Consider the following 24,417-nt stretch of genomic DNA (forward strand, 5'->3'; position numbering starts at 1 on the left):
GTCGTGACGCATGAGTCTGATGCGCAGTCTGAACCGGGCGCTGTCCGCCACCACCGGCCTCCAGGTGCGTAGGGCGGCACCCGTCGCACCGCCCCGGCGCAAGGAGGCCGCCGTGAAACCCGGGAAGCGGCCCACGCCGGTGTACCGATGTCCCGGGCCCGGGGACCTCGCGACGGACCGGCTGCTGCGGGAGCCGGTCTTCATCATGTCTCCCGTGCGTTCCGGCTCGACCCTGCTGCGGATGCTCCTGAACGCGCACTCACGGCTCCACTCCCCGCACGAGCTGCACATCCGCCGCCTGGAGGTCGACTTCGGCAGCAAGCTGTCGCAGCGCGCCATGAGCGCCCTCGACCTGGAGCGCGGCGATCTGGAGCACCTGCTCTGGGACCGGGTCATGCACCGCGAACTGGTCAGGTCCGGCAAGGACTTCATCGTCGAGAAGACACCCAGCAACGCGTTCGTGTACGGGCGCGTCCGGGACTGCTGGCCCGACGCCCGCTTCGTCTTCCTGCTCCGCCACCCGGTGTCCATCGCCCGGTCCTGGCACGAGGGCGACCCCGGCAAGCGCACCTTCGACGAGGCCGCGGCCGACGCCCTGCGCTACATGAAGGCCGTCGACAACGCCCGCAAGGGGATCACCGGCGGCCACACCCTGCGCTACGAGGACATCACCGCCGACCCCGAGAAGGAGCTGCGCCGGCTCTGTGCCTTCCTGGACGTGGACTTCGAGCCGTCGATGCTCGACTACGGGAAGAAGGACGACACACAGGTCGTGAAGGGCCTCGGCGACTGGCGGGACAAGATCCGCAGCGGCCAGGTGCAGAGCGGCCGGGCGCTGCCCGCCGAGGACGAGATACCGGAGATCCTGCGACCGATGTGCGAGGCCTGGGGCTACACCTCGTGAAGCCGCACGCCGAGATAGCGGAGGTCTGGCCGCGCGAGGGGCGCGTCAGACTCGTCGGACACATCCACGGGCGGCCCGCCGAGGGCGAGTGGCGGCTGCTGCTCACCCGCCGCGGCCACGCGGGCCGGCGCCTCGACTATCCCGCGCTGGTGAAGGGCGACCGCTTCGAGGGCGAGCTGCCCCTCGCCGACCTGGCGGCGGCGACCGACACCGCCGAGATCGGGGCCGGAGTCGAGGGCGGAGTCGGGTCCGGAGTCGGGGGCGAGGTCGAGGAGTGGGACATCCATCTCACGGACGGCGAGGTGGAGTTGCGGGCCGGACGGCGGCTCGACGACATCCACGGCAAGAAGCGGATCATGGTCTTTCCCGAACAGCGGGTAGCCGGTATCGGCGTGCGCCCGTACTACACAGTGAAGGACAACCTTTCGCTGGAGTGCCGCACGGGAGCCACGATATGACGGTCGATCAGCTCGGGAAGCGCCCGAAGGTCCGCTATCTGCTCCTGCACGCGTACGGCCGCGGCGGCACCATCCGCACGGTGATGAACCAGGCCAACTCCCTGGTGCGGGCGGGCTGGCAGGTCGAGCTGGTGAGCGCGCTGCGCCGCCGTGACGAGCTCCAGTTCCCGCTCGATCCGCGGGTGACGGTCACGACGGTCGTCGATCAGCGCGAGGAGACCCACACCCCGCCGTCGGGCATGGTCGGGCGCTGGCAGGACTGGCGCCGCGGGCGGCTCACCGAGCAGCCCGCGCGGCACGTCCCGCAGGGCGAGTTCGGCCACCGCTACTTCAACCGGTACGTGGAGCGGCGGCTGATCGCGTACCTCTCCTCGCTGCGTGACGGGATCCTGGTGACCACGCGGCCCGCGCTCAACTTCCTTGCCGCGGAGCACGCGACGGGCGGCGTGGTGCGCGTCGCGCAGGAACACATGAACCATGGCACGCACAAGCACGACGTACGGCAGCGCATCCGGGAGACGTACGGGCGCTTCGACGCGGTCGCCGTCCTGACGGAACGGGACCGCGAGGAGTACGAGCAGTTGCTGCCCTGCACCCGGGTCGTCCGCATCCCCAACGCCGTGCACTCCCTCGACCAGGTCCCCTCCGACCACCGCTCGAAGATCGCGGTGGCGGCGGGACGGCTCTTCCCGCAGAAGGGCTTCGACCTGCTGATCCCGGCATGGGCGAAGCTCGTCGAGGCGTACCCCGACTGGCAGTTGAGGATCTACGGCAGCGGCGAGAGGAAGGCCGAGCTGCGAGGACTCATCGAAGAACACCACCTCTACAACCACGTGTTCCTGATGGGCCACACGGACCGGCTCGACGACGAACTCGCCAAGGCCTCCTTCTACGTGCTCAGTTCGCGGTTCGAGGGACTGCCGATGGTGATGATCGAGGCCATGAGCCACTCGCTTCCGGTGGTGAGCTTCGACTGTCCGACCGGGCCCTCGGACGTGCTCACGCACGGAGTCGACGGTCTGCTGGTCGCCCCGGAGGACCCCGACGCGCTCGCCGACGCCATGGCCAAGCTGATGGGCGACCGGGCGTTGCGCGCGGACATGGGCGTCGCCGCCGTACTGACGGCAGCCTCGTACGGCCCGGACGCCGTGCACCCCCGCTGGGAGGCCCTCTTCAGCGAACTCCACGAAGTGCGCGAGCTGCGCAGGCTCCACGAACTTTCCGATCAACGACACCGCGTCACGGGTGCCTCGAAGGGACAGCGCGCATGATCACCACGGCCAGGGGCCACCGTCGGCAGCCCCCCGCGGCTCGGGGAGCCACGATCTGGCTCACCGGGCTGCCGAGCGCGGGCAAGACGACCATCGCCCGCCTCCTCGCCGGCCGGCTGCGGTCCGAGGGGCACCGCGTGGAGGTCCTCGACGGCGACGAGGTCCGCCGCTTCCTCTCCGCCGGCCTCGGCTTCTCCCGCGAGGACCGCAACACCAATGTGCAGCGCATCGGCCTGGTCGCCGAAGTCCTTGCACGCAACGGGGTGTTGGCGGTGGTACCGGTCATCGCGCCGTACGCCGACAGCCGCGAGGCGGTGCGCAAACGGCACGAGGCGAGCGGTACGCCGTACATCGAGGTGCACGTCGCCACACCGGTCGAGGTGTGCCGCGAGCGCGATGTGAAGGGCCTCTACGCGAGGCAGGCGGCGGGGCGGCTGACCGGGCTCACGGGGATCGACGACCCGTACGAGCCGCCGCCGGCCCCCGCGCTGTCCCTGGAGACACAGTCGCAGACACCCGAGGAGTCGGCGGACGCGGTGCACGCGGTCATGGCGGCGAGGGGGCTGGTGTAACGACGGGTGCGTGAGTAGGTACGAGTGCGTACGTACGGGCTGAGCTGTACGTACGAGTGCGTACGTACGGCTGAGTGCGGGCGCCCGCAGTCCGTCCAAGCAGGGCCGCTGGCGGCCGGGCACGTTGATGCCTGGCCTCCAGCGGCCCTGCTTGCCTTTTTGCCATCGAGACCGCCGTCATGGATGCGCAACAACGCGGGTCACGGAGTCACGACTCGTCGATAGGCGCGTAACGACGGGTGCCGAGCGCGGGAGGCGGACCGTTTCCCTGGGTAGACAGCCCGATACCAGGCCGAACGTCCCTAATAGGGGCTGCCGAACGCCTCTGTCCGGTTGCGTCGTACCATTCGTCAAGTTGAAAGCAGGACATCCTGCTCCATGAACGGACCCGCCTTGCACGAACCCCACGCTCCAGCCTCCTGGCGCATCGCACTGCCGCACACCGCCGCGGCAGTGCCCGTCGCCCGTGCCCTGGTCCGTACCGCACTCGCCGAGCTGGAACACGCCGCCGACAGCGACACCGCCGAGCTGCTCACCGCCGAGCTCGTGGCGAACGCCGTGGAGCACACCAAGGGCGACCGGCCCATAGAGCTGGTCGTGGAGCTGCTGCCGACCGGCTGTCAGGTGGAGGTGCACGACCCCGACCCGGCCCCGCCGGGCAATCTCACGGTCCCCGACCCGCCGGGCGAGCCCGACCCCTGGCAGGAGCACGGCCGCGGCCTGCTGCTGATCCGCACCCTCAGCTCGTCGTGCGGACACCGCCCCACGGACTCCGGGAAGGCGGTCTGGTTCCGGCTGCCGGTGATTCCGCACCAGCGGAATCCGCTGTAACGACAGCGTCACCGCCGCACCCCTCAGGCACTCGGGCACTCGGGCACTCGGGCACTCGGGCACTCGGGCACTCGGGCACTCGGGCGAGGGTCGCCACCGCTCAGGCGAGGGTCGCCACCAGCATTGCCTTGATCGTGTGCAGCCGGTTCTCCGCCTCGTCGAAGACGACCGAGCGGTCCGACTCGAAGACCTCGTCGGTGACCTCCAGCGAGTCCAGGCCGTGCCGCTCGTGGATCTCGCGGCCGACCTTGGTGCCCAGGTCATGGAAGGCCGGCAGGCAGTGCAGGAACTTGACGTCCGCGTTGCCGGTGGCCCGCAGGACGTCCATCGTCACGGCGTACGGGCCGAGGGCGACGATGCGCTCGTCCCAGACCTCCTTGGGCTCTCCCATGGACACCCAGACGTCGGTGGCGACGAAGTCGGCGCCCGCAACCCCCTCCGCGACGTCCTCGGTGAGCATGACCCGCGCCCCGCTGCGCACGGCCAGCTCGCGCGCCCGCTCGACGATCTCCTCGGCGGGCCAGTAGGCCTTCGGCGCGACGATCCGTACGTCCATGCCGAGCAGCGCGCCGGTGACCAGGTACGAATTGCCCATGTTGAAGCGCGCGTCGCCGAGGTAGGCGAAGGCGATCCCGTTCAGCGGCTTGCTGGTGTGCTCGGTCATCGTGAGGACGTCGGCGAGCATCTGGGTCGGGTGCCAGGCGTCGGTCAGACCGTTGTAGACGGGTACGCCCGCGTGGGCGGCCAGTTCCTCGACACCCTCCTGACTGTCCCCGCGGTACTGGATCGCGTGGAACATCCGGCCGAGCACCCGCGCGGTGTCCTTCACGGACTCCTTGTGCCCCATCTGCGAACCCGACGGGTCGAGATACGTGGTGGAGGCGCCCTGGTCCGCGGCCGCGACCTCGAACGCGCAGCGCGTGCGCGTCGAGGTCTTCTCGAAGATCAGCGCGATGTTCCGGCCCCGCAGGTACTGGGTCTCCGTCCCGGCCTTCTTCGCCGCCTTCAGCTCTGCGGCGAGCTCGATCAGACCGCGGAACTCCTCCTCCGTGAAGTCCAGCTCCTTCAGGAAGTGGCGGCCGGCGAGGGCGTACGGGACTGTCGCCATGGGGGCGCTCCAGGGTTACGTAAACAGGGACTCTTGGAATTCTATACGATGGTTCACATTTCTATACGTAATCATTTTCGAGACGTTGGCCTCATTTTCGAAGCGCCATGCCATGCGACCGCCGGGCAGCCAGCCACCGGCCGCCCGTCGCACCGATGCGACCACTGACCGACCACTGACCAACCGCCAGCTGACCGCTGACCACTGACCACTGACCACTGACCACTGACCGACCGCTAGCCGACCGAATCCCGTACCACCGGACAGCTCATACAGCGCGGCCCGCCCCTCCCCCGCCCCAGCTCGCTCCCAGGGATCTCGATCACCTCGATGCCCTGCTTGCGCAGATGCGTGTTCGTGGTCTGGTTCCGCTCGTACGCGACGACGACGCCCGGCTCGACCGCGAGGACGTTGCAGCCGTCGTCCCACTGCTCGCGCTCGGCGGCGTGGACGTCCTGCGTGGCGGTCAGCACCCGGATCCGGTCGAGCCCGAGCGCGGCGGCGATCGCGCGGTGCATGTGCTCCGGCGGATGGTCGGTGACCTTCAGCTCCTTGTCGCCGACGCCCGGTTCGATGGTGTACGAGCGGAGCATCCCGAGCCCCGCGTACTGGGTGAAGGTGTCGCCGTCGACCATCGTCATCACCGTGTCGAGGTGCATGAGGGCGCGCTTCTTGGGCATGTCGAGGGCCACGATCGTCTGCGCCGAGCCGGTGGCGAACAGCTTGTGCGCGAGCATCTCCACGGCCTGGGGCGTCGTCCGCTCGCTCATCCCGATCAGCACGGCGCCGTTGCCGATCACGAGCACGTCGCCGCCCTCGATGGTGGACGGGTAGTCGGCCTGGCCCTCGGACCACACGTGGAACGGCTCGTTCTGGAACAGCGGATGGTGCCGGTAGATCGCCTCGAAGTGCACGGTCTCGCGCTGCCGGGCGGGCCAGCGCATGGCGTTGATGGAGACGCCGTCGTAGATCCAGGCGGAGGTGTCGCGGGTGAAGAGGTGATTGGGGAGAGGACCGAGGAGGAAGTCGTCGAGGTCCATGACATGGAAGCGCACGGAGGTCGGCTCGGGGTGGGCCTCCAGGAACTCCCGCTTGGTCATCCCGCCGACCAGCGCCTCCGCCAGTTCGCCCGCGGGCAGGGCCTCGAAGGAGGCCCGGAGATGGTCGGTGGCCAGGGGCCCGTACTCCTTCTCGTCGAAGACCCTGTCCAGGACGAGCGATCTGGCCGCCGGGATCGCCAGGGCCTCGGTCAGCAGGTCACCGAAGAGGTGGACAGTGACCCCGCGGTCGCGGAGCACGTCGGCGAAACCGTCGTGCTCCGCGCGGGCCCTGCGCACCCACAGCACGTCGTCGAAGAGCAGGGCGTCCTTGTTGCTGGGGGTGAGCCTTTTGAGCTCAAGATCCGGCCGGTGCAGGATGACGCGGCGCAGCCGCCCGGCTTCGGAGTCGACGTGGAATCCCATGACTCCATCCTGACCACCGGTGACCGTCTTCACCCCCTGGTCGACCGTTTCCGCGATTTCTCGTTCTCGTCCTCTTGACGATTAGGAGTGGTGGCGATTATCGTCGTATTGACGAAAAACACGGAGGGGGTCGCACACACATGGCCGACATCACCCGGCGCCTGGGCTGGCGCCATCTGCGCGGTGCGCCGACGGCACACGTCCGGCACCACCGGGGCGGCAAGCTGCTGCACGACGGGCCGGGACTCAGCTTCTGGTTCCGCGCGCTCACCGCGGCGGTCTCCGAAGTGCCGGTCGACGACCGGGAGTTGGCGATGACCTTCCACGCCCGTACGTCCGACTTCCAGGACGTGGCGGTACAGGCGACGGTCACCTACCGGGTCAGCGACCCGGCACTCGCCGCCGCCCGGCTGGACTTCTCCATCGACCCGGACACCGGAGTGTGGCGGGGCGCGCCACTGGAACAGCTGGGCACGCTGCTCACGGAGACGGCCCAGCAGCACGCACTCGACGTGCTCGCCCGTACGACGCTGTCGGCGGCCCTGGTCGACGGGGTGGCGGCGGTCCGCGAGCGCGTCGCCGTCGGCCTGGGCGCGGAGCCCCGTCTGCCGGCCACCGGTATCGAGGTGGTCGCGGTGCGCGTGGTGGCGCTGCGCCCGGAACCCGAGGTGGAGCGCGCCCTGCGCACGCCGGCCCGGGAACTGATCCAGCAGGAGGCCGACCGGGCCACGTACGAGCGCCGGGCGGTGGCCGTCGAGCGGGAACGGGCCATCGCCGAGAACGAACTGGACAGCCAGATCGAACTCGCCCGCCGTGAGGAGCAGTTGGTCGACCAGCGCGGTACGAACGCCCGCCGCGAGGCGGAGGAGCACGCGGCGGCGGACGCGGTACGGGCGGGTGCGGAGGCGGCCCGGACGGTACGGCTGGCTCAGGCGGAGGCCGAGCGGTCGGTCAAGCTGGCGGAGGCGGAAGCGGAGCGGTCGGTCAGGCTCACCGACGCCAAGGCGGCGCGCACCGTGAAGCTCGCCGATGCCGAGGCCACCCGGTCCGTTCGGCTCGCTCGCGCGGAGGCCGAGGGTGCGCGCGAGGTGGGCGAGGCCCGGGCGCAGGCCCAGGCGGCGTGGCTGCGGGTGCACGGCGAGGTGGACGTCGCGACCCTGCACGCCCTCACCGGGACGCGGCTCGCGGAGAACCTGCCGAACATCGAGAGCGTGACGGTGTCGCCGGACGTACTCACGGGGCTGCTCGCCAGGTTCGGGACCGGAGAGCGGGCGTGAGTCTCGCACCACGGGTCGTGGTGGTCCATCGGACCACGGAGTACGCCGAGTTGGTGGCCCACCACGGCACGCACGGACAGGCCGCCTTCTTCCTCTCCTCCCGGGGCCGGGACATCGAGGAGGTCGCCGAGCGCCATCGCCGCACCCGGCGCGCGCTGACCGACGTGACCTCGGCGATTCCGCTGACCTGGCGTCAGACGCTGGTGGAACGGCGGGACTTGGACCGTTTCCTGTTCGCGCCGGAGGACGTGGTGGTCGTGGTCGGCCAGGACGGTCTGGTGGCGAACGTCGCCAAGTACCTCGTCGGCCAGCCGGTGTTGGGCATCGACGCCGACCCCGGCCGCAACCCGGGCGTCCTGGTCCGGCACCGGCCGGCGGACGCGCCGACGCTGCTCCCGGCGGCCCTCACCAGCACCGTCGACGAACTCACCATGGTCGAGGCCGTCGCCGACGACACGCAGCGGCTGGTCGCACTCAACGAGATCTATCTCGGCGCCGTCGGACATCAGACGGCCAGATACCGCCTGGACCTGGCGGGCGACGGGGGTGTCGTCGAGGCCCAGGCGTCCTCCGGGGTGCTGGTGGGAACCGGCACCGGGGCGACCGGATGGATCCGGTCGGTGTGGCAGGAGCGGGGCAGTTCCCTGCCGCTGCCACGCCCCACGGAGGACCGCCTGGTGTGGTTCGTCCGCGAGGCGTGGCCGTCACCGGCGACCGGCACGTCCCAGATCGCCGGCCAGCTCTCGGCCTCGTCCCACCTCAGCCTCACCGTCGAGTCCGAACGGCTGATCGCGTTCGGGGACGGGATGGAGGGGGATGCGGTGGAGTTGACCTGGGGACAGACCGTGCGGGTGGGGGTGTGCGGGGAACGGTTGCGGTTGGTGGGCTGAGACACCCACCCGCCGCGCGGTGGCTGGAGCAACTCACCCGCCGCGCGGCGGCTGGAGCAGTCCGGGCCGGGCCGGCATCCGGTGGGACGCCAGGCCCGAATCCGGGGACCAGTAATTCCGGTAGTGCCGGTAGTGCCGGTAGTGCCGGTAATTCCGATAGTGCCGGTAATTCCGGTGGGGAGGCCGCCACGCAGCCTCCCCACCATCGGCGGATGCCTACAACCGCGGGTCCACCGGCTCCGACTCCAGCGCCAGCACCCCGAACACCGCCTCGTGCACCCGCCACAGCGGCTCCCCCTCCGCGAGCCGGTCCAGGGCCTCCAGGCCCAGGGCGTACTCACGCAGGGCCAGCGAACGCTTGTGGTTGAGGAAGCGGCCGCGGAGGCGGTCGAGGTTCTCGGGACGGGTGTACTCCGGGCCGTAGATGATCCGCAGGTACTCCCGGCCCCGGCACTTGATACCGGGCTGGACCAGTCGGCCGTTGCCGCCGCGCACCACGGCCCGGTCGGGCTTGACGACCATGCCCTCGCCGCCGCGGCCGGTCATCTCCAGCCACCAGTCGACACCGGCCCGCACCGACTCGGGGTCGCCCGTGTCGACGAAGAGGCGCCGGGTGGTCTGCAGGAGCCCGGACGGGTCGCCCGCCACCAGCCGGTCGATCAGGCCGAGCTGCTCCTCGTGCGGCACGGCCGCGAGGCTCCGGCCCCGCACGGCGAGGATCTGGAAGGGCGCGAGGCGGACACCGTCGAGACCGGACGTGGGCCAGCAGTAGCGCCGGTACGCGTCGGTGAACGAGGCGGCGTCGACGGCCCGTTCGCGCTGCTTGGCCAGCAGGTCCTGGACCTCGACGCCACGCGCCGCCGCCCCTTCGAGCGCCGCCACGGCTCCCGGGAAGACCGCCCCCGCGGCAGCGCCCACCGCGGCGTACTGCGAGCGCAGCAGCCCGGACGCCTTGAGCGACCAGGGCAGCAGCTCGGCGTCGAGCAGCATCCAGTCCGTCTCCAGCTCCTCCCACAGACCGGCCTCCGTGACGGCGGCCCGTACCCGCCCGAGGATCTCCTCGGTGACGGCGGCGTCGTCGAAGAAGGGGCGCCCGGTACGGGTGTACAGCGAGCCCGACACGCCACCGCCTGCACCGAACCGCTCGCGCGCGGTCTCCTCGTCCCGGCAGACCAGCGCCACCGCCCGCGACCCCATGTGCTTCTCCTCGCACACGACCCGCGCGACCCCGTCGGCCTCGTACTGCGCGAAGGCCTCGACCGGGTGCTCCAAGTAGCCCTCCGCCTTGGAGGTCGCGGTGGGCGCCATCGTCGGCGGCAGGTACGGCATCAGCCGCGGGTCGACGGCGAAGCGGCTCATGACCTCCAGGGCCGCGGCCGCGTTCTCCTCGCGTACGGAGACACGTCCGGCGTGCCGGGTCTCGACGACCCGGCGGCCGTGCACGTCCGCGAGGTCCAGCGGACGCCCCTCGTGTCCGCCGGGTGCCTCGGAGGCCAGCGGCCTGGTCGGCTCGTACCAGACCCGCTCGGCCGGTACCTCGACGAGTTCACGCTCCGGCCAGCGCAGCGCGGTGAGCTTGCCGCCGAACACGGCACCGGTGTCCAGGCAGATGGTGTTGTTCAGCCAGGTGGCCTCCGGGACGGGAGTGTGGCCGTAGACCACGGCCGCCCGGCCCCGGTAGTCCTCGGCCCACGGGTAGCGCACCGGCAGCCCGAACTCGTCGGTCTCACCGGTGGTGTCGCCGTACAGCGCGTGCGAGCGCACCCGGCCCGACGTACGCCCGTGGTACTTCTCGGGCAGTCCGGCGTGGCAGACGACGAGCCGGCCGCCGTCGAGGACGTAGTGGCTGACCAGCCCGTCCACGAACTCCCGTACCCGCAGCTTGAATTCGTCGCTCTCGCCCGCCATCTGCTCGATGGTCTCGGCGAGGCCGTGGGTGTGCTGGACCTTGCGGCCCTTGAGGTAACGCCCGTACTTGTTCTCGTGGTTGCCCGGCACGCACAGCGCGGCGCCCGAGCCGACCATGGACATCACCCGGCGCAGGACGCCCGGGGTGTCCGGGCCGCGGTCGACGAGGTCGCCGACGAAGACGGCCGTACGGCCCTCGGGGTGGACGCCGTCCCCGTACCCCAACTTGCCGAGCAGCGACTCCAGTTCGGAGGCGCAGCCGTGGATGTCGCCGATGATGTCGAACGGACCGGTGAGGTGGGTCAGGTCGTTGTACCGCTTCTCGGTGCGGACCTCGGCGCTCTCGGCCTCCGCCACACCTCGCAGGATGTGCACCTTCCGGAACCCCTCGCGCTCCAGGTTCCGCAGGGAGCGCCGGAGTTCACGGGTGTGGCGGTGGATGACACGGCGCGGCATGTCGGCGCGGTCGGTGCGCGAGGCGTTGCGCTCGGCGCACACCTCCTCGGGCACGTCGAGCACGATGGCGATGGGCAGCACGTCGTGCTTCCTGGCGAGTTCGATCAGCTGCTTACGGCTCTCCTGCTGCACGTTGGTCGCGTCGACGACCGTGCGCCGGCCCGCCGCGAGGCGCTTGCCCGCGATGTAGTGCAGGACGTCGAAGGCGTCGCCGCTGGCGCTCTGGTCGTTCTCGTCGTCGGCAACGAGGCCGCGGCAGAAGTCCGACGAGATCACCTCGGTCGGCTTGAAGTGCTTGCGTGCGAAGGTGGACTTGCCCGAACCGGAGGCGCCGATCAGCACGACGAGGGACAGGTCGGTGACGGGCAGGGTACGAACCTTGTTGTCGGTGCTGGTCATGCGGCCTTCTCCTCCTTCGTGTTCTGGTCCTTCGTGTTCTGGGCGCTCACCGTGAAAACGGCCATCTGCGTGGGCGGTCCGACCTCGGGGTCGTCCGGTCCGACCGGCACGAACTCCACGCCGTACCCGTGCCGTTCGGCCACCGTCCCCGCCCAGCCGCGGAACTCCTCTCGCGTCCACTCGAAGCGGTGGTCGCCGTGCCGGACGTGGCCGGCGGGGAGGGTCTCCCAGCGGACGTTGTACTCGACGTTCGGCGTCGTCACGATCACGGTCCTGGGGCGCGCCGAACCGAACACCGCGTACTCCAGGGCGGGCAGCCGCGGCAGGTCGAGGTGCTCGATGACCTCGCTCAGCACGGCGGCGTCGTACCCCTTGAGCCGCTTGTCGGTGTAGGCGAGCGAGCCCTGGACGAGCTTGACGCGCTCGGACTGCCGCTCGCCCATCCGGTCCAGCTTGAGCCGCCGGGAGGCGATGGTGAGCGCCCGCATCGAGACGTCGACACCGACGATCTCGGTGAACCGCGTGTCCTTGAGCAGCTCCTGCACCAACTGGCCCTGCCCGCACCCCAGATCGAGCACCCGCGCGGCATCGGTGGTCTGCAGCGCGCCGACGATCGCGTCGCGTCGCTGGACGGCGAGCGGTACGGGCTTCTCCTCCGTGTCCGTCTGCTCGTCGACGGCGTTGTCGATCTCCTCGACCGCGCTGTCGTCCGTCTCGGCGAGCCGTACGAGTTCGAGGCGCTCCATGGCCTCCCGGGTCAGCGACCAACGGCGCGACAGATAACGGCTGGTGATCAGCTTCTGCTCCGGGTGGTCCGGCAGCCAGCCCTCCCCGGCCCGCAGCAGCTTGTCCACCTCGTCGGACGACACCCAGTAGTGCTTGGCGTCGTCGAGCACCGGCAGCAGGACGTACAGATGCCGCAGCGCGTCGGCGAGCCGCTGCTCACCCTCCAGTACGAGACTCACGTACCGCGAGTCGCCCCACTCGGGGAACTCGGCGTCCAGCGCCACGGGTTCGGCACTCACCGTCCAGCCGAGCGGCTCGAACAGCGCCCGTACGAGATCGGCGCCGCTGTGGCTTGTTTGCTCCGCCTCCGGGACGCTACAGCCGGAGGCGAGAGGACGACCGTGCTCACCCCTTCGGGCCTCCGCGCGCTCGTCCTCTCGCCTCCGGCGCACCCCTGCGGCTCCGCTGGCCGGCAGCGCGGGCACCTCGACGCGCAGGGGCAGCGGGCGCGCGGGCAGGTCGGGCTTCGCCTGGCAGGTGCCCTTCATCGCGCTGGAGAACACGCTGCTCAGCGCCACGGCGAGCAGGGACGAGGCGGCGTACGGCCGGTCGTTGACGTACTGCGCGAGAGCTGCGTCCGGGGCCCCGCCGCGGCCCTTGCCCTTGCCGCGCCGGACCAGTGCCACCGCGTCGACCTCCAGCAACAGCGCCGCCGTACAGCGCTCCACGCTCGCCTCGGGGTAGACGACATGCGCCTTGCCGTAGGAGGTGGAGAACGCCTGCGCCTTGTCGGGATGCTTGTGCAGCAAAAACCCGAGGTCGGTCGCGGGGTGCTCTGGGGTGCCGGTGGTACTGATCGTCAGGAACACTGTGGGTATGCCTCGAAACGTCTGCTGAGCTGCGGATACTTGTCGTACGGTCCACTACGGTGCACATTCCGTGCACACACGCCGAATACCAGGGAACCGCAACGATTGGGAGAGCGCGCCTCGGCGATCACTGCTCCGGAGCTGCCCTCGCCCTCGTAGTGACGCGCACGCCACGCAGCGATCAGCCGGCCACGCGGCGCCCCTTGTTCAGCGCGCCTCCACAACGTACAGCGAACATCCCTCACGTACTCAGGCATTTTCCCTCCCCCGCACACGCTCGGCCGCCGGCACCAGAGCCGCCTCCGGCAGGCCGGTCGGAGCCGTGAGGCCGTACAACTCCACGAACGAAGCAGGAGCATTCCCCCAGTCGACCTCCCACACCAGACAGCCGTAGGTGTCGCGCGCTGACCGCCCTGGCGCCGTGCGACATCGTGCAGATGACACGACTCCTCATCGATTCACACACGTAAATCACCTGTGGGGTGGAGTCGCGGACGTGGCCCGGCCGACGCGGTGTCAGCTCGGCAGGTGCTCGGCCAGTTCTCGGGTGAGAGCGGCGGCGGCGAGTTCCAGTTCGGAGCGCAGCTCTTCCAGGCGGACCCGGTTGAAGCGGACCGAGGGGACCGCCAGGGCGATAGCGGCCAACGGGTTCTGGTGCGGGGCGAGTACCACGCTGATTCCGACAACCCCGGTTTCTGTCTTCTGGTCGTTGACGGCGAATCCGCGCTTGCGGATGAGTGCGAACTGCTTGCCGAGTACGTCCAGGTCAGGGTGGTCGGGATCGTCCTCGTACAGCGCTCTGAGCGCATCCTTGTCAAGGGCCGCGAGGAGCGCCATTCCGCCCGACGCCTTGTGCGCGGGCAGGACGCGGCCCGTGCGGTCGCCGACACGGAGAACCTGGTCGCATTCCACCGAGGCGATGAAGCGGATCTCCGTCCCGGCCCGGACCTGGAGGTTGGCGGTCTCGTGCACCCGCGCGGCGAGCTCACGCAGGTGCGGGGTGCCGATCTGGCGCAGGAGACTGATCGGCCCATGGCTGATGAGGGTCGGCCGCAGCGTCTCGCCGGGCCGGTACCTGCGGTCGTCGCCCTGGACGGCGAAATCGCGGTAGACGAGCATCGCGAGCAGCCGGTGCGCGGTGGAACGCGACACGTTCAGACGCTCGGCGGCGTCGGTGACCCGCAGCGATCCCTCCTGCTGCAGGAGCTGCGCCAGTTGCAGGGCGTGGTCGACGGACTCGATCGCGTAGGCCGGTTTGTTCTTCACAGTAGAAAAACGTATCCCGACTGGCGGAATAGCTCCACCATCCTTGGCTATGAACGACTTCACGGGCAGCCCGGCGGGAGTGGCGGTGCCCCAAGGGCCCGGCCAGCCGGAACCGACCGCGGACCTCCGAGCGCTCTATCAGGGGTTCGAGCGCGAACTGCTGGTCCCGCTGTGGACCGAGATCGGTGAGCTGATGCCCGCCGAGCCGATGCCGAAGACCTCGGCGCACCTGTGGCGGTGGGATCGGCTGCCGCTCGCCGAGCAGGCCGGCGAGCTGGTACCGGTCGGCCGGGGCGGGGAGCGGCGCGCGATCAGCATCAGGTCGTCACCGCCCAGGGCCGCACCGTGCCCGCATCCGAGATCCCGTGGCTACGGGCACGGGAAGCCGGCATCCACGCGATCGACCTGCTCGCCGGGAGCGACTTCGAGGCCCTGCCACCCGGAATGCGCGAAGCACTGCTCCTGGACGTGACCACGCACCGCTCCGCCCGCCACGGCGGGCCCTCGGTCCTTCTGCTGTCCACCGACGGCGGTGGCCCGTGGAAGATCACCGGCACCGAACCAGAGGTCACGGTCAGCGCCGGCCGAGCGGACCTGACCCGCTGGGTCACCGGCCGAGGCGCCGACGGACCGACAGCCGAACGCCCGCTCCCGGAGCTGGGCCGATGGCTGTGACCGCAGCGGACACCCTCCGACATCACTGGACATCACCACGCAAATCCCCCGAACAGAAGGACAGCCCCATGACCATCACCGAGCCGCCCACCGCCCAGCGCGTCGACACCTCACATCCCAACCCCGCGCCATGGAGCGTCTGGGTGACCCACCACCGCCTCCCGGCCGCGCTGCTGGCGGGCCTGGTCGCCACCCAGATGGCCACGATCGTCGGCTACTTCCTGCCGGGGGTCGGACTGGCCAAGCTCGACTGGAACATGGTCAACGGCGCCGTCTACACCCCGGGCGCGTCCCCGATGGCGCAGTTCGTGTCCGGCGGCTTCTTCCACTACCTCGACGGCATCGTGTTCACGGTGCTGTTCGTCGTGGCCGTGCACCCCCGGCTGCCGTGGCGCGACACCGCGGCCGGCAACCTGGCCAAGGCCCTCGTCTTCGGCACGGCCTTGGCCCTCGTCAGCCTCGTCTTCATGACCCCCCGCGTCTACGGTCCCGCGCTCGGCGCCGACGCCGGGTTCTTCAGCCACCACTTCGGCTGGAAGTTCATCGTGTCCGTCTTCGTGTGGCATGCGGTCTACGCGGTCCACCTCGGCCTGATCTACAACCCGTCGGCGCAGTCCCCGGACACCGAACGATGAGCGTGGACCCGGTGACCAGGGCGACCGCGGCCGTGGTGGAGGGAACCGGCGCCCCGTTCACCGTCACCGACATCGTCCTGGACTCCCCCAGGTCGCACGAGGTCGTCGTCCGGGTCGAGGCGGTCGGCATGTGCCACACCGACCTGTCCGTGCGATCGGGTGCCACGCCGTTCCCGCTTCCCGGAGTGCTCGGGCACGAGGGCGCCGGCACGGTGGAGGCCGTGGGCCCGGAGGTCACCAAGGTGGCGCCCGGGGACAAGGTGCTGATGACGTTCAGCTCCTGCGGGTCGTGTATCGCCTGCGTGACGGGCCGCCCGGTGCAGTGCGCGCACTGGCCGGCGCTCAATCTCCTCGGCGGCAGCAGGCTCGACGGGTCCGCCACGATCCGGCGCGACGGGGACGACCGGCCGCTGCACGGGCACTTCTTCGGCCAGTCCTCGTTCGCCTCGCACGCGATGGCCCATGAACGCAACGTCGTCAAGGTCGCGCCGGACACGTCCCTGGACATCCTCGCCCCGCTGGGCTGCGGCGTGCAGACCGGGGCCGGCGCGGTGTTCAACGTGCTGCGCCCACGAGCCGGCGGCGCGCTCGTGGTCTTCGGCGCGGGCGCAGTCGGGCTGTCCGCCGTCATCGCCGCGAGGCTCACCCCGTTGACGAAGATCATCACGGTCGACCTGCACGACGCACGACTCGACCTGGCCCTACGACTTGGGGCCACCGACGTCGTCAATCCCCGCCGCGCCGATGCCGTCGAGGCAGTTCGTGACATCACCGGCGACGGAGCCGACTACACCCTGGAGACCACCGGCAACACTCAGGTTCTCCGCCAGGCCGTGGACGCGCTGGCCGTCGACGGCACGTGCGGTGTGATCGGAGCCCCGCCGTTCGGAAGCGAGGTGGGCCTGGACGTACCCCGGATGCTGGTGCGCAACCCGCACATAGTGGGCGTCAACCAGGGTTCCTCGGTACCGGACCAGTTCCTGCCCGCTCTCGTCGAACTGCACAGAGAAGGCCGGTTCCCCGTCGAGCAACTCGTCGAGCACTTCGCGTTCGACGACATCGAGAACGCCGCCAAGGCCGCGCACCACGGTGACGTCATCAAACCCGTACTACGACTGCCGTGATCCACGAAGAGGAAGGACCAACGATGTCCACTTCCGCACCGCACGCCAGAAACTTCATCGACGGCCGGTGGGTCGACTCCGCCACGGTCGGCGAGTCGAGAAATCCCGCGACCGGTGAAGTCCTGGGCACCTTCGCCGACGGCGGAGCCGACGAGGCGACGGCCGCGATCGCCGCCGCCCGCCGGGCCTTCGACACCGGGGACTGGTCACGCAACCGCGACCTGCGCGCCGCCACGCTCTTCGAGCTGGCCGACCGGATGGCTGCCCGCCGGGACGAACTGGTCGAACTCCTGGCCAGAGAGAACGGCAAGGTCCTCGGGGAGGCCGCGTTCGAGATCGACCTGACCATTCCGAAACTGCGCTACTACGCGGCCCTCGCCCTCACCGATCTCGGCAGCGCCGCCGAGAGCAAACCCGGCCTGTACTCGATGGCGCTGAAGGAGCCCGTCGGGGTCACGGGCGTCATCGCGCCCTGGAACTCCCCGGTCGTCCTCGCGGTGCGCTCCTTCGCCCCCGCCCTGGCCGCCGGCTGCACGGTCGCGCTCAAACTGCCCGGCCAGACCGGCCTGACCAACGGGCTGCTCTACGAGATCATCGCCGCCACCGAGAGCCTGCCCGCCGGCGTCCTCAACGCGTTCACCGAATCGGGCAACGACGGCGCACCCCTGCTGGTCTCCTCACCCGACGTCGACGTGGTCAGCTACACCGGCAGCACCAAGGTCGGCAGGCTGATCATGGCCGAGGCCGCGGCCACCCTCAAGCCGGTGTCACTGGAGCTCGGCGGCAAGAGCCCGATGATCGTCTTCGACGACGCCGACCTCGACGCCGTGGTCCCGGTACTGACCAAGGCCGTGACGACCTTCGCCGGCCAGTTCTGCATGACGGGCAGCCGGGTCCTCGCCCAGAGCGGGATCGCCGACGCGCTCCGCGAACGCCTGTCCGCCGCGCTGTCCGCCGTCAAAGCGGGCCCCGGCGACGACCCGACCAGCGAGATAGGTCCCATGATCGACCGCGCCAGTGCCGAGCGCGTCGACCGGTTCGTCCAGGACAGCGCCGCCTACGGGAAGACCTTGGTACGCGGCGGACTCGTCACCGAGGGTCCCCTGGCCGGTCAGGCGTTCTATCTGCCCAGTCTGGTCGAAGTCACCGACCCCACCGGCCCGATCGTGCAACAGGAAGTGTTCGGCCCGGTCGCCACCTTCGAGGTCTTCGAGACCGAGGCCGACGCCGTCACACTTGCCAACGCCACCGAGTACGGCCTCGCCGCCAGCATCTGGACCCGCGACGCCGACCGCCCCCTGCGGGTGGGACGCGAACTCAAGGCGGGCACCGTGTGGACGAACACCTGGGCCGTCGTCCTCGACCAGTTCGCGGAAGGCGGCTTCAAGCAGAGCGGCGTGGGCCGGCTCAACGGCCGCCGTGGACTGGAGGAATTCCAGGAGATCAAACACCTCGTCCACCTCGCACCCCGGACCGCCTGAAACCACCGCCGACCACAACCACCCCGCTCAGAGCCGAGCACGGCCCTGGGCGTCCTCCAGAAAGAGTCACGTCATGACAAGCCGTCGTACCGTACTCCGCAAGAGCGCCGCCGTGACCCTCGGCGCCGCCGCCCTCGGCACGTTCGTCCCCGCTGCCTCCGCAGAGGCCCAAACGTCGGATGCGCATCGGCAGAACCGACTCAAGACACAGCAGTGCGCCGAGATCGTGGAAGTACTGAAGAACTACGAGCGCTCACTCAACGCCAGTGATGTCGCAGGCGTGGTGCGGCTGTACACCGACGACGCCGTGTTCCTGCCGCCGCAGGCCCCGACCGCGGTCGGCATCGATGCCGTCCGGGCGACGTACGCGGGCCTGTTCCAGACGCTCCGCCTCAGCCTCACCTTCGAGGTCGCCGAGGTGAACGTCGTGTCTCCCGACTGGGCGTTCCTGCGAAGCTCCTCGACCGGCACCGCCACCGTCCTCGCCAACGGCACACAGCTCCCGAGCAGCAACCACGAACTGTTCGTCCTGCACAGGAATCACACCCACTGGAAGCTCGCCCGCTACAGCTTCTCGTCGGTCCTGCCGTCGGCATAGCCAACTACGGTTGCCGCTCCAACAGTTCGACGTTCACGTCGACAACTTGTGGGCTCCGACGCACCGGAGCCCACAAGGGTGGCCGGGCTGTACTGCGGCGGCGCTTGGCGAGGCGGCAGGCCCGACGCCATCAAGACGGCGTCCATGAAGTCGAGCAGGCGTCGGCAAGTGGTCGACTCGGGCAAAACAGGGTTCGCCCACGGTCGGTACGGTCCACCTGCTGGCCGCGCTGCTCGAAGCACTCGCGGTCGACTCGGAGGCGGGGGACGAGGGCCGGACGGTCGGACGGCTGCTGGCCGCCGCGCGGGTGGACACCGTCGCGTTGCGGGCGGAGCTGGGTCCGCGGCCGGGCGCGTGACATCGGGGGCCGCCGAACTGCGGCCCTCCCCGCCGCGGCTACCGTTCCTTCCGGCGGATCCGTGGTGCCGGGGCAGAGGCGAGCGCCCTGCGGGCCGGGGCGAGCGGCTTCCTCCTCAAGAACACCGGTCCCGCCGAACTGATCCGTGCCGTGCAGCTCGCGGCGAAGGGCGAACCGGTCCTCGCGCCCCGGATCACCCGTCAACTGCTCGAACGGCACGTGCGGTCGGGCCGTGACACCGAGGCCGCCCTGCGCAGGACCGAGGAACTGACCCCGGCCGAACGGGATGTCCTGCGGCTGCTCGGCACAGGCCTGTCCAACGCGGAGATCGCCGACCAGCTGTACATGAGCGCCGGTACGGTCAAGGCCCACATCAGCCGGATCCTGACCCGCACCGGCTGCGCCAACCGCGTCCAGGCAGCCGTCCTGGCCCACGACGCGGGTCTGCTCACCGGCTGTTGAGGCAGCCGCAACACAGGCACCGGCACCGGCACCGGCACCGGCACCGGGGACGCTCGCGGCGTCGGTCCCGTCTTCCGTCCCGGTCCCGGCCCGGTCGAGGAGTTCCGTCGGCCGGGACCGGGACGAAGTCGCGATGGGCACCGGTCGGCGGATGGCGGGGAGCGCGGCAACTCCGGTCACCTGCGGCTGGAACGGCAGCTGGGACCGCAGCTAGGACCGCAGCTGAGACTGCACCTGGGAGGAGATCAGGTCCAGGTGGTCCAGATCGTCGAGGTCGAGGATCTGGAAGTAGATCCGCTGGGCGCCCGCCGCCGCATACCGGCCGATCTTGTCGACGACCTCCGCCGGGGAGCCTGCCAGGCCGTTCGCCTTCAACTCCTCGACCTCGCGGCCGATCGCGGCGGCACGGCGGGCGACCTCCGCGTCGTCCTTGCCGACACAGGCGACGAGCGCGTTGGAGTAGACGAGGTCGGTGCCCTTGCGGCCGGCCTCCTCCGCGGCAGCCCGCACCCGGCCGAACTGGCGCTCGCTGTCCTCCACCGACGCGAACGGCATGTTGAACTCGTCGGCGTAGCGGCCCGCGAGGCGCGGCGTGCGGGTGGCGCCGTGGCCGCCGATGAGCACCGGCACCTTGGACTGTGCGGGCTTGGGCAGCGCGGGCGAGTCGGCGAGCTGGTAATACGTGCCGTCGAAGCTGAAGGTGTCGCCGACCTTCGTCTCCCACAACCCGGTGACGATCGCCAACTGCTCCTCCAGGCGGGCGATCTTCTCTTTCGGGAAGGGGATGCCGTATGCCTTGTGCTCCTCCTCGAACCAGCCCGCGCCCAGGCCCAGTTCGACGCGGCCGCCGGACATCTGGTCGACCTGGGCGACCTGGATCGCCAGGACGCCGGGCAGGCGGAACGTACCGGCGGTCATCAGTGTGCCCAGGCGGATGCGCTTGGTCTCGCGGGCGAGTCCGGCGAGGGTGATCCAGGCGTCCGTGGGGCCCGGGAGGCCGTCCACGGAACCCATGCGGAGGTAGTGGTCGGAGCGGAAGAAGGCGTCGAAGCCGAGGTCTTCGGTGGCCTTGGCGACAGCGAGAAGGGTGTCGTAGGTGGCGCCCTGCTGGGGCTCGGTGAAGATGCGAAGATCCATGCCTCCATCCTGCACGGTCGAACGTCGGTCAACCCCATCGGTCCCGCCGGTCCGCGTCGTCCCCGGTCGGGTGAAAATCCGTCAATCGCATGCCTGGGGCGGGCCTGGGCCAGTGACCCGCCTGTGCGGTGATCGTTGGCTCGGGCGGAGCCGGACCGCCCGGCACCCGTCGCCGGCGGTCGGCCGGTGCGTTGCTGGTTCTCCCTGTGGGGAGGGCGAAGGCCGAGGAGGCCGTCATGTCCCAGGAAGCTGTTCCCTCGTCGCAGCCCAAGGGGTTGCTGCAGCAGATGGAGGAGCTGATGGCGGCGCTCAACGCGGATCTGTCGCAACTCGACGCCGACTTCCAACAGTCGGCCGAGCGTCCGACTCCGGCCCCGGCCGAGGGGGCCGACCAGGCCTGACGATTTCGCCCCTGCCGCCCCTACCCTCTCCCGCTCGTGCGAAGCCGAGAGTGGGGGAGGGTAGGGGCGGCAGGGGCGAAACAAACGCCCCCTACCCCGCCGCCGCCCCCTGATCCCGTACCGCGAGTCTTCGGAGCATCTCCAACACCCGGTCCCGGGACTCGTCCGCCGCGTCGATGGCCTCCATGCACTGCCAGTACGTCCCCTCGTCGTCCGCCGCGCACGCGATCCCGACGAGGGCTATGCCGACCTCGCCGAGGAGCCCGCCGAGGTCGAGCAGCGCCAAGCGCGCATCGCCGAGCTCGGTGAGCTGGGCCGCCCGCAGCCTCCCCACATCGAGCACCGGCGCGTCCAGGACCCCGCATCCCCGACCCGCCAGTTCGGTCAATCCCAGTGCCTCGCCCCGTAATTCGGGCGGCCCGGACACCGCCAGCCGACTGCCTATCGCCTGGGCGAGGGCCTGTGCCTGCCAGGCCTCCGCCATGATCCCGGGAGCGTCCCCGCTCCCTATCAGGGCACACCTGCTCGCGCTGATGAGTCGCACCGCGTCCATGCGCTGACCCCGTCTGTCCCGACGCGCTATTCACACGCCTGCCCGAACTCCGCCTGTCCACTACCCAGAGTGAGGTGCCTCGGGACGAAAAGCCAGAGGAAGTCTGAAATCTGTGGACACTGAGTTGGATGTGGAGAGATCGATAACTCCGGAGTGTGACAAACAGGGTTTCGGAGTCCCCTCCGAGGGCGGTCAGGGCTCGTCCCCCACCGGAAACCTCCGTTCATTCCGGTCGATTTTCGCATCGAGCGCCGCAAGGACATCGATACCGAGCACCTCGCACACCTGCAGCAAGTACGCGAGCACGTCGGCGACTTCGTCCGTCACACGAGGAGCCCGCTCCGGGTCGTCCATCACCCGGGCCGACTCCTCGGGCGTCAACCACTGGAAGATCTCGACGAGTTCGGAGGCCTCCACACTGAGCGCGGCGACGAGGTTCTTGGGCGTGTGGTACTGCTGCCAGTTCCGCGCCGCCGCGAACTCGGCCAGCCTGCGCTGCAACGTCGCCACATCAAGTTCGGTCACGGTGCAAGGTCTACCACCGTCACCCCGTCCACCCCCGCCGCCCAGGACGCGTCGCTCACGGCTCCCACCAGCCGGATGTGCCCGCGCTCGCACATCCGCGCCGCCAGCCGTACGAGCCCCTCCCGCTGCCGTACGTCCAGATCGCGGTCGAACCCGTCGGCGAGCACGGTGAGCGTCTGCAGTGCCGCGGGCACCTCCCCCGCCGTGTCGACCTCCAGCACGCCCGGCCCGGTGAGCAGCACCAGGGCCAGCGCGAGGTATCTCAACTCCCCGTCCCCCAGCCGCCCGAGCGGCGTGCGCAGCCCGTCGCCCCGGTCCAGCAGTGCCTGGACCGTCCCATCAACCCCATCAACCCCATCAATCCCGCCGGTCCCGCCGGCCTGCCGCTCGGCCAACAGGTCGCGGACCGGTCCCGCGCATCCCGCGCGAACCGCGTCGACCAGCAGCCCGTGCCGCCGCCCGCACTCCGACCGCGTACGCCACAGCACTTCGGCGAGGTTGTCGCAGCCGCGCAGCAGCCGTCCCGCGCCGAGCGGTACCGCCGTACGCATCGAGCGGGGCAGCGGGTCACAGGCGAAGACCGACCGCAGCGCGACCACCATCTGCTCGGCGGCGGCGAGGACTTGACGCTGGCCATCCGTCTTTCCGGCGACGCGCAGCGGCAGGAGCGGCGTACCGAGACGGTCGTCGGGCAGCGGCGCCCGGGTCACCGGGGCCGAGCCCGCCGTGTACCAGGCCGCCTGCACGGCACGCCGGCTCGGGTCGCGCAGGGCGGTCTCCAGCAGGGTCAGCCCGCCGGCCGTCAACCGCTCGCCCACGATGCGCAGTTCGGGCTCTGCCTGCACGGCGACGTCGAGCCGTACGGGCCCCTCGGGGCCGTCCGCCGTACAGCCGATGCGGAAGCCGCGCCGCCGCTGGGCGTCGGGGCGGGCCCGCTCGGGCACGCACGCGACCGGGTCCGGGAACACCTCCTCCAGTTCGGCGCCGCCGCCGAGCCGGGCGAGGGCCTCGTACGCCCGCAGGGCACTCGACTTGCCGCTGCCGCTGGGTCCGGCGAAGAGGCTGAGCGGTCCGAGCGGGAATCCGGCGCGGCGGTGCGCGGCGAACGCGGAGAGCCGCAGTTCGGTGACGCTCGGCCGGTCTGGACGTACCTCGGCCTCCGCGGGGGATCCGAGAGATGACACGGTCATATCCGGACGGTAGGGCTCCGCCACCGGGCGGAACCGTTTCGTCCGGGAAACCTTCCTACGATCGGGGGACCGGTTCGAGGGGTGGCCGGTTCGAGGGGTGGCCGGATCGAGGGGTGGATCGAAGGCTTCCGCCCCGGACGCCAGAAATCGCACCCCCGGAATCGCACCCCCGGCATCACGCCCCGCCCGTCATACCCCGCCCGTCATACCCCTCACGTCACACCCCGGGAAGCCCCGCCCCCTCCATCAGCCCCCGCACCTCGGTTCCGGGTGGCGTGAGCAGGAACACGTTCCGGTCGACCCGGTGCATCCCGCTCGCGAGGCCGAAGACGACGCCCGTACTGAAGTCGAGTACGCGTTTGGCGACGTCCGTCTCGGCGCTGGTGAGGTCGAGGAGGACCGGAACTCCGGCCATCAAGGTCTCGGCGACCTCGCGGGCGTCCCCGAAGACGCTGACCCGGAGTACCACGAAACGGCGTCGCGGCTCTGTCTCCGCCTCCGGAATCGACCGGTGGTCGACCGCCGAGGGCCAGGCGTCGCGGCCGCGCAGCGGTACGACCTGGGCGAGCCCTTCCCACTGTTCATCGGTGACGTCATGGCTGTTCACCGGTTCACCCCGCCCTGACTCGCACTGATTCCCTGCACCGGTCAATTCTTGCGCATGATCACCCGTTCGGCCCAACGCGACACGGTCCGCAGCGGCCCGCGCTCCTATGGGTCCCCTCACACTCACGGGTCCCCCCACGTCACACCCATGGGTCCCCTCACACCTCGCCGACGGCGGTTGTGTGGCGTGTGTAACTCCTCATGATCGCGTCACGTGACACAGGCGTAACGGGCAATTCGTACGCTCGGGAGCCGAGTTTCCCGGCGAAAGGCA

24 protein-coding genes and 1 pseudogene are annotated in these 24,417 nt (G+C 70.3%); 15 read left to right on the top strand and 10 right to left on the bottom strand.

What is annotated here, in order from left to right; translation table 11 throughout:
* Positions 1-10: 10 nt before the first annotated feature.
* The 5 genes from OHA11_RS10670 (at position 11) to OHA11_RS10690 (ending at position 4,036) form a co-directional block, all read left to right on the top strand.
* Positions 11-904: a sulfotransferase gene (locus tag OHA11_RS10670; RefSeq protein ID WP_266494556.1), complete on the top strand. Its 894-nt coding sequence runs from the start codon at positions 11-13 to the stop codon at positions 902-904.
* A complete protein-coding gene (locus OHA11_RS10675; protein ID WP_266494558.1) occupies positions 901-1,362 on the top strand; it encodes a hypothetical protein in 462 nt (153 codons plus the stop codon). The genes OHA11_RS10670 and OHA11_RS10675 overlap by 4 nt, the downstream gene beginning before the upstream one ends.
* Positions 1,359-2,633: a glycosyltransferase family 4 protein gene (locus OHA11_RS10680; RefSeq protein ID WP_266494561.1), complete on the top strand. Its 1,275-nt coding sequence runs from the start codon at positions 1,359-1,361 to the stop codon at positions 2,631-2,633. The genes OHA11_RS10675 and OHA11_RS10680 overlap by 4 nt, the downstream gene beginning before the upstream one ends.
* Positions 2,630-3,205 carry an adenylyl-sulfate kinase gene (cysC, locus tag OHA11_RS10685; RefSeq protein WP_266494564.1) on the top strand — a complete coding sequence of 192 codons (576 nt, stop codon included), beginning with the start codon at positions 2,630-2,632 and terminating at the stop codon, positions 3,203-3,205. The genes OHA11_RS10680 and cysC overlap by 4 nt, the downstream gene beginning before the upstream one ends.
* A gap of 378 nt (positions 3,206-3,583) precedes the next feature.
* Positions 3,584-4,036: an ATP-binding protein gene (locus OHA11_RS10690; protein ID WP_266494566.1), complete on the top strand. Its 453-nt coding sequence runs from the start codon at positions 3,584-3,586 to the stop codon at positions 4,034-4,036.
* A 100-nt stretch (positions 4,037-4,136) separates the two neighbouring features.
* Here the strand turns inward: OHA11_RS10690 and argF are convergent, their stop codons facing one another.
* A complete protein-coding gene (gene argF, locus OHA11_RS10695) occupies positions 4,137-5,144 on the bottom strand; it encodes an ornithine carbamoyltransferase (protein WP_266494568.1) in 1,008 nt (335 codons plus the stop codon).
* A 236-nt stretch (positions 5,145-5,380) separates the two neighbouring features.
* Positions 5,381-6,607: an arginine deiminase gene (locus OHA11_RS10700; RefSeq protein WP_266494570.1), complete on the bottom strand. Its 1,227-nt coding sequence runs from the start codon at positions 6,605-6,607 to the stop codon at positions 5,381-5,383.
* Between the two features lie 140 nt (positions 6,608-6,747).
* Between OHA11_RS10700 and OHA11_RS10705 the strand changes: the two genes are divergently transcribed.
* Together OHA11_RS10705 and OHA11_RS10710 are read left to right on the top strand one after the other, a co-directional pair.
* Positions 6,748-7,884, top strand: coding sequence for an SPFH domain-containing protein (locus tag OHA11_RS10705; RefSeq protein WP_266494572.1), 1,137 nt, complete (start codon positions 6,748-6,750; stop codon positions 7,882-7,884).
* The gene (locus OHA11_RS10710) at positions 7,881-8,774 is read left to right on the top strand and encodes a hypothetical protein (RefSeq protein WP_266494574.1); all 894 of its coding nucleotides are present in this window, start codon (positions 7,881-7,883) and stop codon (positions 8,772-8,774) included. Before OHA11_RS10705 ends, OHA11_RS10710 begins: the two co-directional genes overlap by 4 nt.
* Positions 8,775-8,990: 216 nt before the next feature.
* On the opposite strand, the gene OHA11_RS10715 is transcribed toward OHA11_RS10710, so the two are convergent.
* The 3 genes from OHA11_RS10715 to OHA11_RS10725 all read right to left on the bottom strand — a co-directional run bounded on the left by OHA11_RS10715 (position 8,991) and on the right by OHA11_RS10725 (position 14,398).
* A complete protein-coding gene (locus OHA11_RS10715; protein ID WP_266494576.1) occupies positions 8,991-11,537 on the bottom strand; it encodes a polynucleotide kinase-phosphatase in 2,547 nt (848 codons plus the stop codon).
* Complete coding sequence (locus tag OHA11_RS10720) at positions 11,534-13,132, bottom strand: 3' terminal RNA ribose 2'-O-methyltransferase Hen1 (protein WP_266494577.1); 1,599 nt, start codon at positions 13,130-13,132, stop codon at positions 11,534-11,536. Before OHA11_RS10720 ends, OHA11_RS10715 begins: the two co-directional genes overlap by 4 nt.
* 516 nt (positions 13,133-13,648) lie before the next feature.
* Complete coding sequence (locus OHA11_RS10725; RefSeq protein ID WP_266494580.1) at positions 13,649-14,398, bottom strand: IclR family transcriptional regulator; 750 nt, start codon at positions 14,396-14,398, stop codon at positions 13,649-13,651.
* A 49-nt stretch (positions 14,399-14,447) separates the two neighbouring features.
* On the opposite strand from OHA11_RS10725, the pseudogene OHA11_RS10730 reads away from it, so the two are divergent.
* The 7 genes and pseudogenes from OHA11_RS10730 to OHA11_RS10760 all read left to right on the top strand — a co-directional run.
* A pseudogene (locus OHA11_RS10730) lies at positions 14,448-14,717 on the top strand (cupin); the annotation flags it as partial.
* Positions 14,718-14,743: 26 nt separating this feature from the next.
* Positions 14,744-15,073 (top strand): hypothetical protein, encoded by a 330-nt coding sequence (locus OHA11_RS10735; RefSeq protein WP_266507878.1) that lies wholly within the window; start codon positions 14,744-14,746, stop codon positions 15,071-15,073.
* A gap of 68 nt (positions 15,074-15,141) precedes the next feature.
* Positions 15,142-15,708 carry a hypothetical protein gene (locus OHA11_RS10740; RefSeq protein WP_266494583.1) on the top strand — a complete coding sequence of 189 codons (567 nt, stop codon included), beginning with the start codon at positions 15,142-15,144 and terminating at the stop codon, positions 15,706-15,708.
* Positions 15,705-16,832 (top strand): NAD(P)-dependent alcohol dehydrogenase, encoded by a 1,128-nt coding sequence (locus OHA11_RS10745; protein WP_266494586.1) that lies wholly within the window; start codon positions 15,705-15,707, stop codon positions 16,830-16,832. Before OHA11_RS10740 ends, OHA11_RS10745 begins: the two co-directional genes overlap by 4 nt.
* 23 nt (positions 16,833-16,855) lie before the next feature.
* On the top strand, positions 16,856-18,313 hold the full coding sequence (locus OHA11_RS10750) for an aldehyde dehydrogenase family protein (protein WP_266494589.1): 1,458 nt from the start codon (positions 16,856-16,858) through the stop codon (positions 18,311-18,313).
* Positions 18,314-18,386: 73 nt separating this feature from the next.
* On the top strand, positions 18,387-18,911 hold the full coding sequence (locus tag OHA11_RS10755; protein WP_266494591.1) for an SgcJ/EcaC family oxidoreductase: 525 nt from the start codon (positions 18,387-18,389) through the stop codon (positions 18,909-18,911).
* A 508-nt stretch (positions 18,912-19,419) separates the two neighbouring features.
* Positions 19,420-19,731: a response regulator transcription factor gene (locus tag OHA11_RS10760; protein ID WP_266494593.1), complete on the top strand. Its 312-nt coding sequence runs from the start codon at positions 19,420-19,422 to the stop codon at positions 19,729-19,731.
* Between the two features lie 210 nt (positions 19,732-19,941).
* Here OHA11_RS10760 and OHA11_RS10765 read toward each other — a convergent pair whose 3' ends face one another.
* Positions 19,942-20,868 (bottom strand): LLM class F420-dependent oxidoreductase, encoded by a 927-nt coding sequence (locus tag OHA11_RS10765; RefSeq protein ID WP_266494595.1) that lies wholly within the window; start codon positions 20,866-20,868, stop codon positions 19,942-19,944.
* Between the two features lie 236 nt (positions 20,869-21,104).
* On the opposite strand from OHA11_RS10765, the gene OHA11_RS10770 reads away from it, so the two are divergent.
* The gene (locus OHA11_RS10770; protein ID WP_266494597.1) at positions 21,105-21,269 is read left to right on the top strand and encodes a hypothetical protein; all 165 of its coding nucleotides are present in this window, start codon (positions 21,105-21,107) and stop codon (positions 21,267-21,269) included.
* 91 nt (positions 21,270-21,360) lie between these two features.
* Here the strand turns inward: OHA11_RS10770 and OHA11_RS10775 are convergent, their stop codons facing one another.
* The 4 genes from OHA11_RS10775 to OHA11_RS10790 all read right to left on the bottom strand — a co-directional run bounded on the left by OHA11_RS10775 (position 21,361) and on the right by OHA11_RS10790 (position 24,144).
* Positions 21,361-21,822, bottom strand: coding sequence for a DUF6099 family protein (locus OHA11_RS10775; RefSeq protein ID WP_266494598.1), 462 nt, complete (start codon positions 21,820-21,822; stop codon positions 21,361-21,363).
* A gap of 192 nt (positions 21,823-22,014) precedes the next feature.
* Positions 22,015-22,347 carry a nucleotide pyrophosphohydrolase gene (locus OHA11_RS10780; protein WP_266494600.1) on the bottom strand — a complete coding sequence of 111 codons (333 nt, stop codon included), beginning with the start codon at positions 22,345-22,347 and terminating at the stop codon, positions 22,015-22,017.
* The gene (locus OHA11_RS10785; protein WP_266494602.1) at positions 22,344-23,537 is read right to left on the bottom strand and encodes an ATP-binding protein; all 1,194 of its coding nucleotides are present in this window, start codon (positions 23,535-23,537) and stop codon (positions 22,344-22,346) included. Before OHA11_RS10785 ends, OHA11_RS10780 begins: the two co-directional genes overlap by 4 nt.
* 217 nt (positions 23,538-23,754) lie before the next feature.
* Positions 23,755-24,144, bottom strand: coding sequence for a cell division protein SepF (locus OHA11_RS10790; protein ID WP_266494604.1), 390 nt, complete (start codon positions 24,142-24,144; stop codon positions 23,755-23,757).
* Positions 24,145-24,417 lie beyond the last annotated feature (273 nt).

This window comes from Streptomyces sp. NBC_00878 (genome assembly GCF_026341515.1).
In the GTDB taxonomy this organism is placed as follows: Bacteria; Actinomycetota; Actinomycetes; order Streptomycetales; family Streptomycetaceae; genus Streptomyces.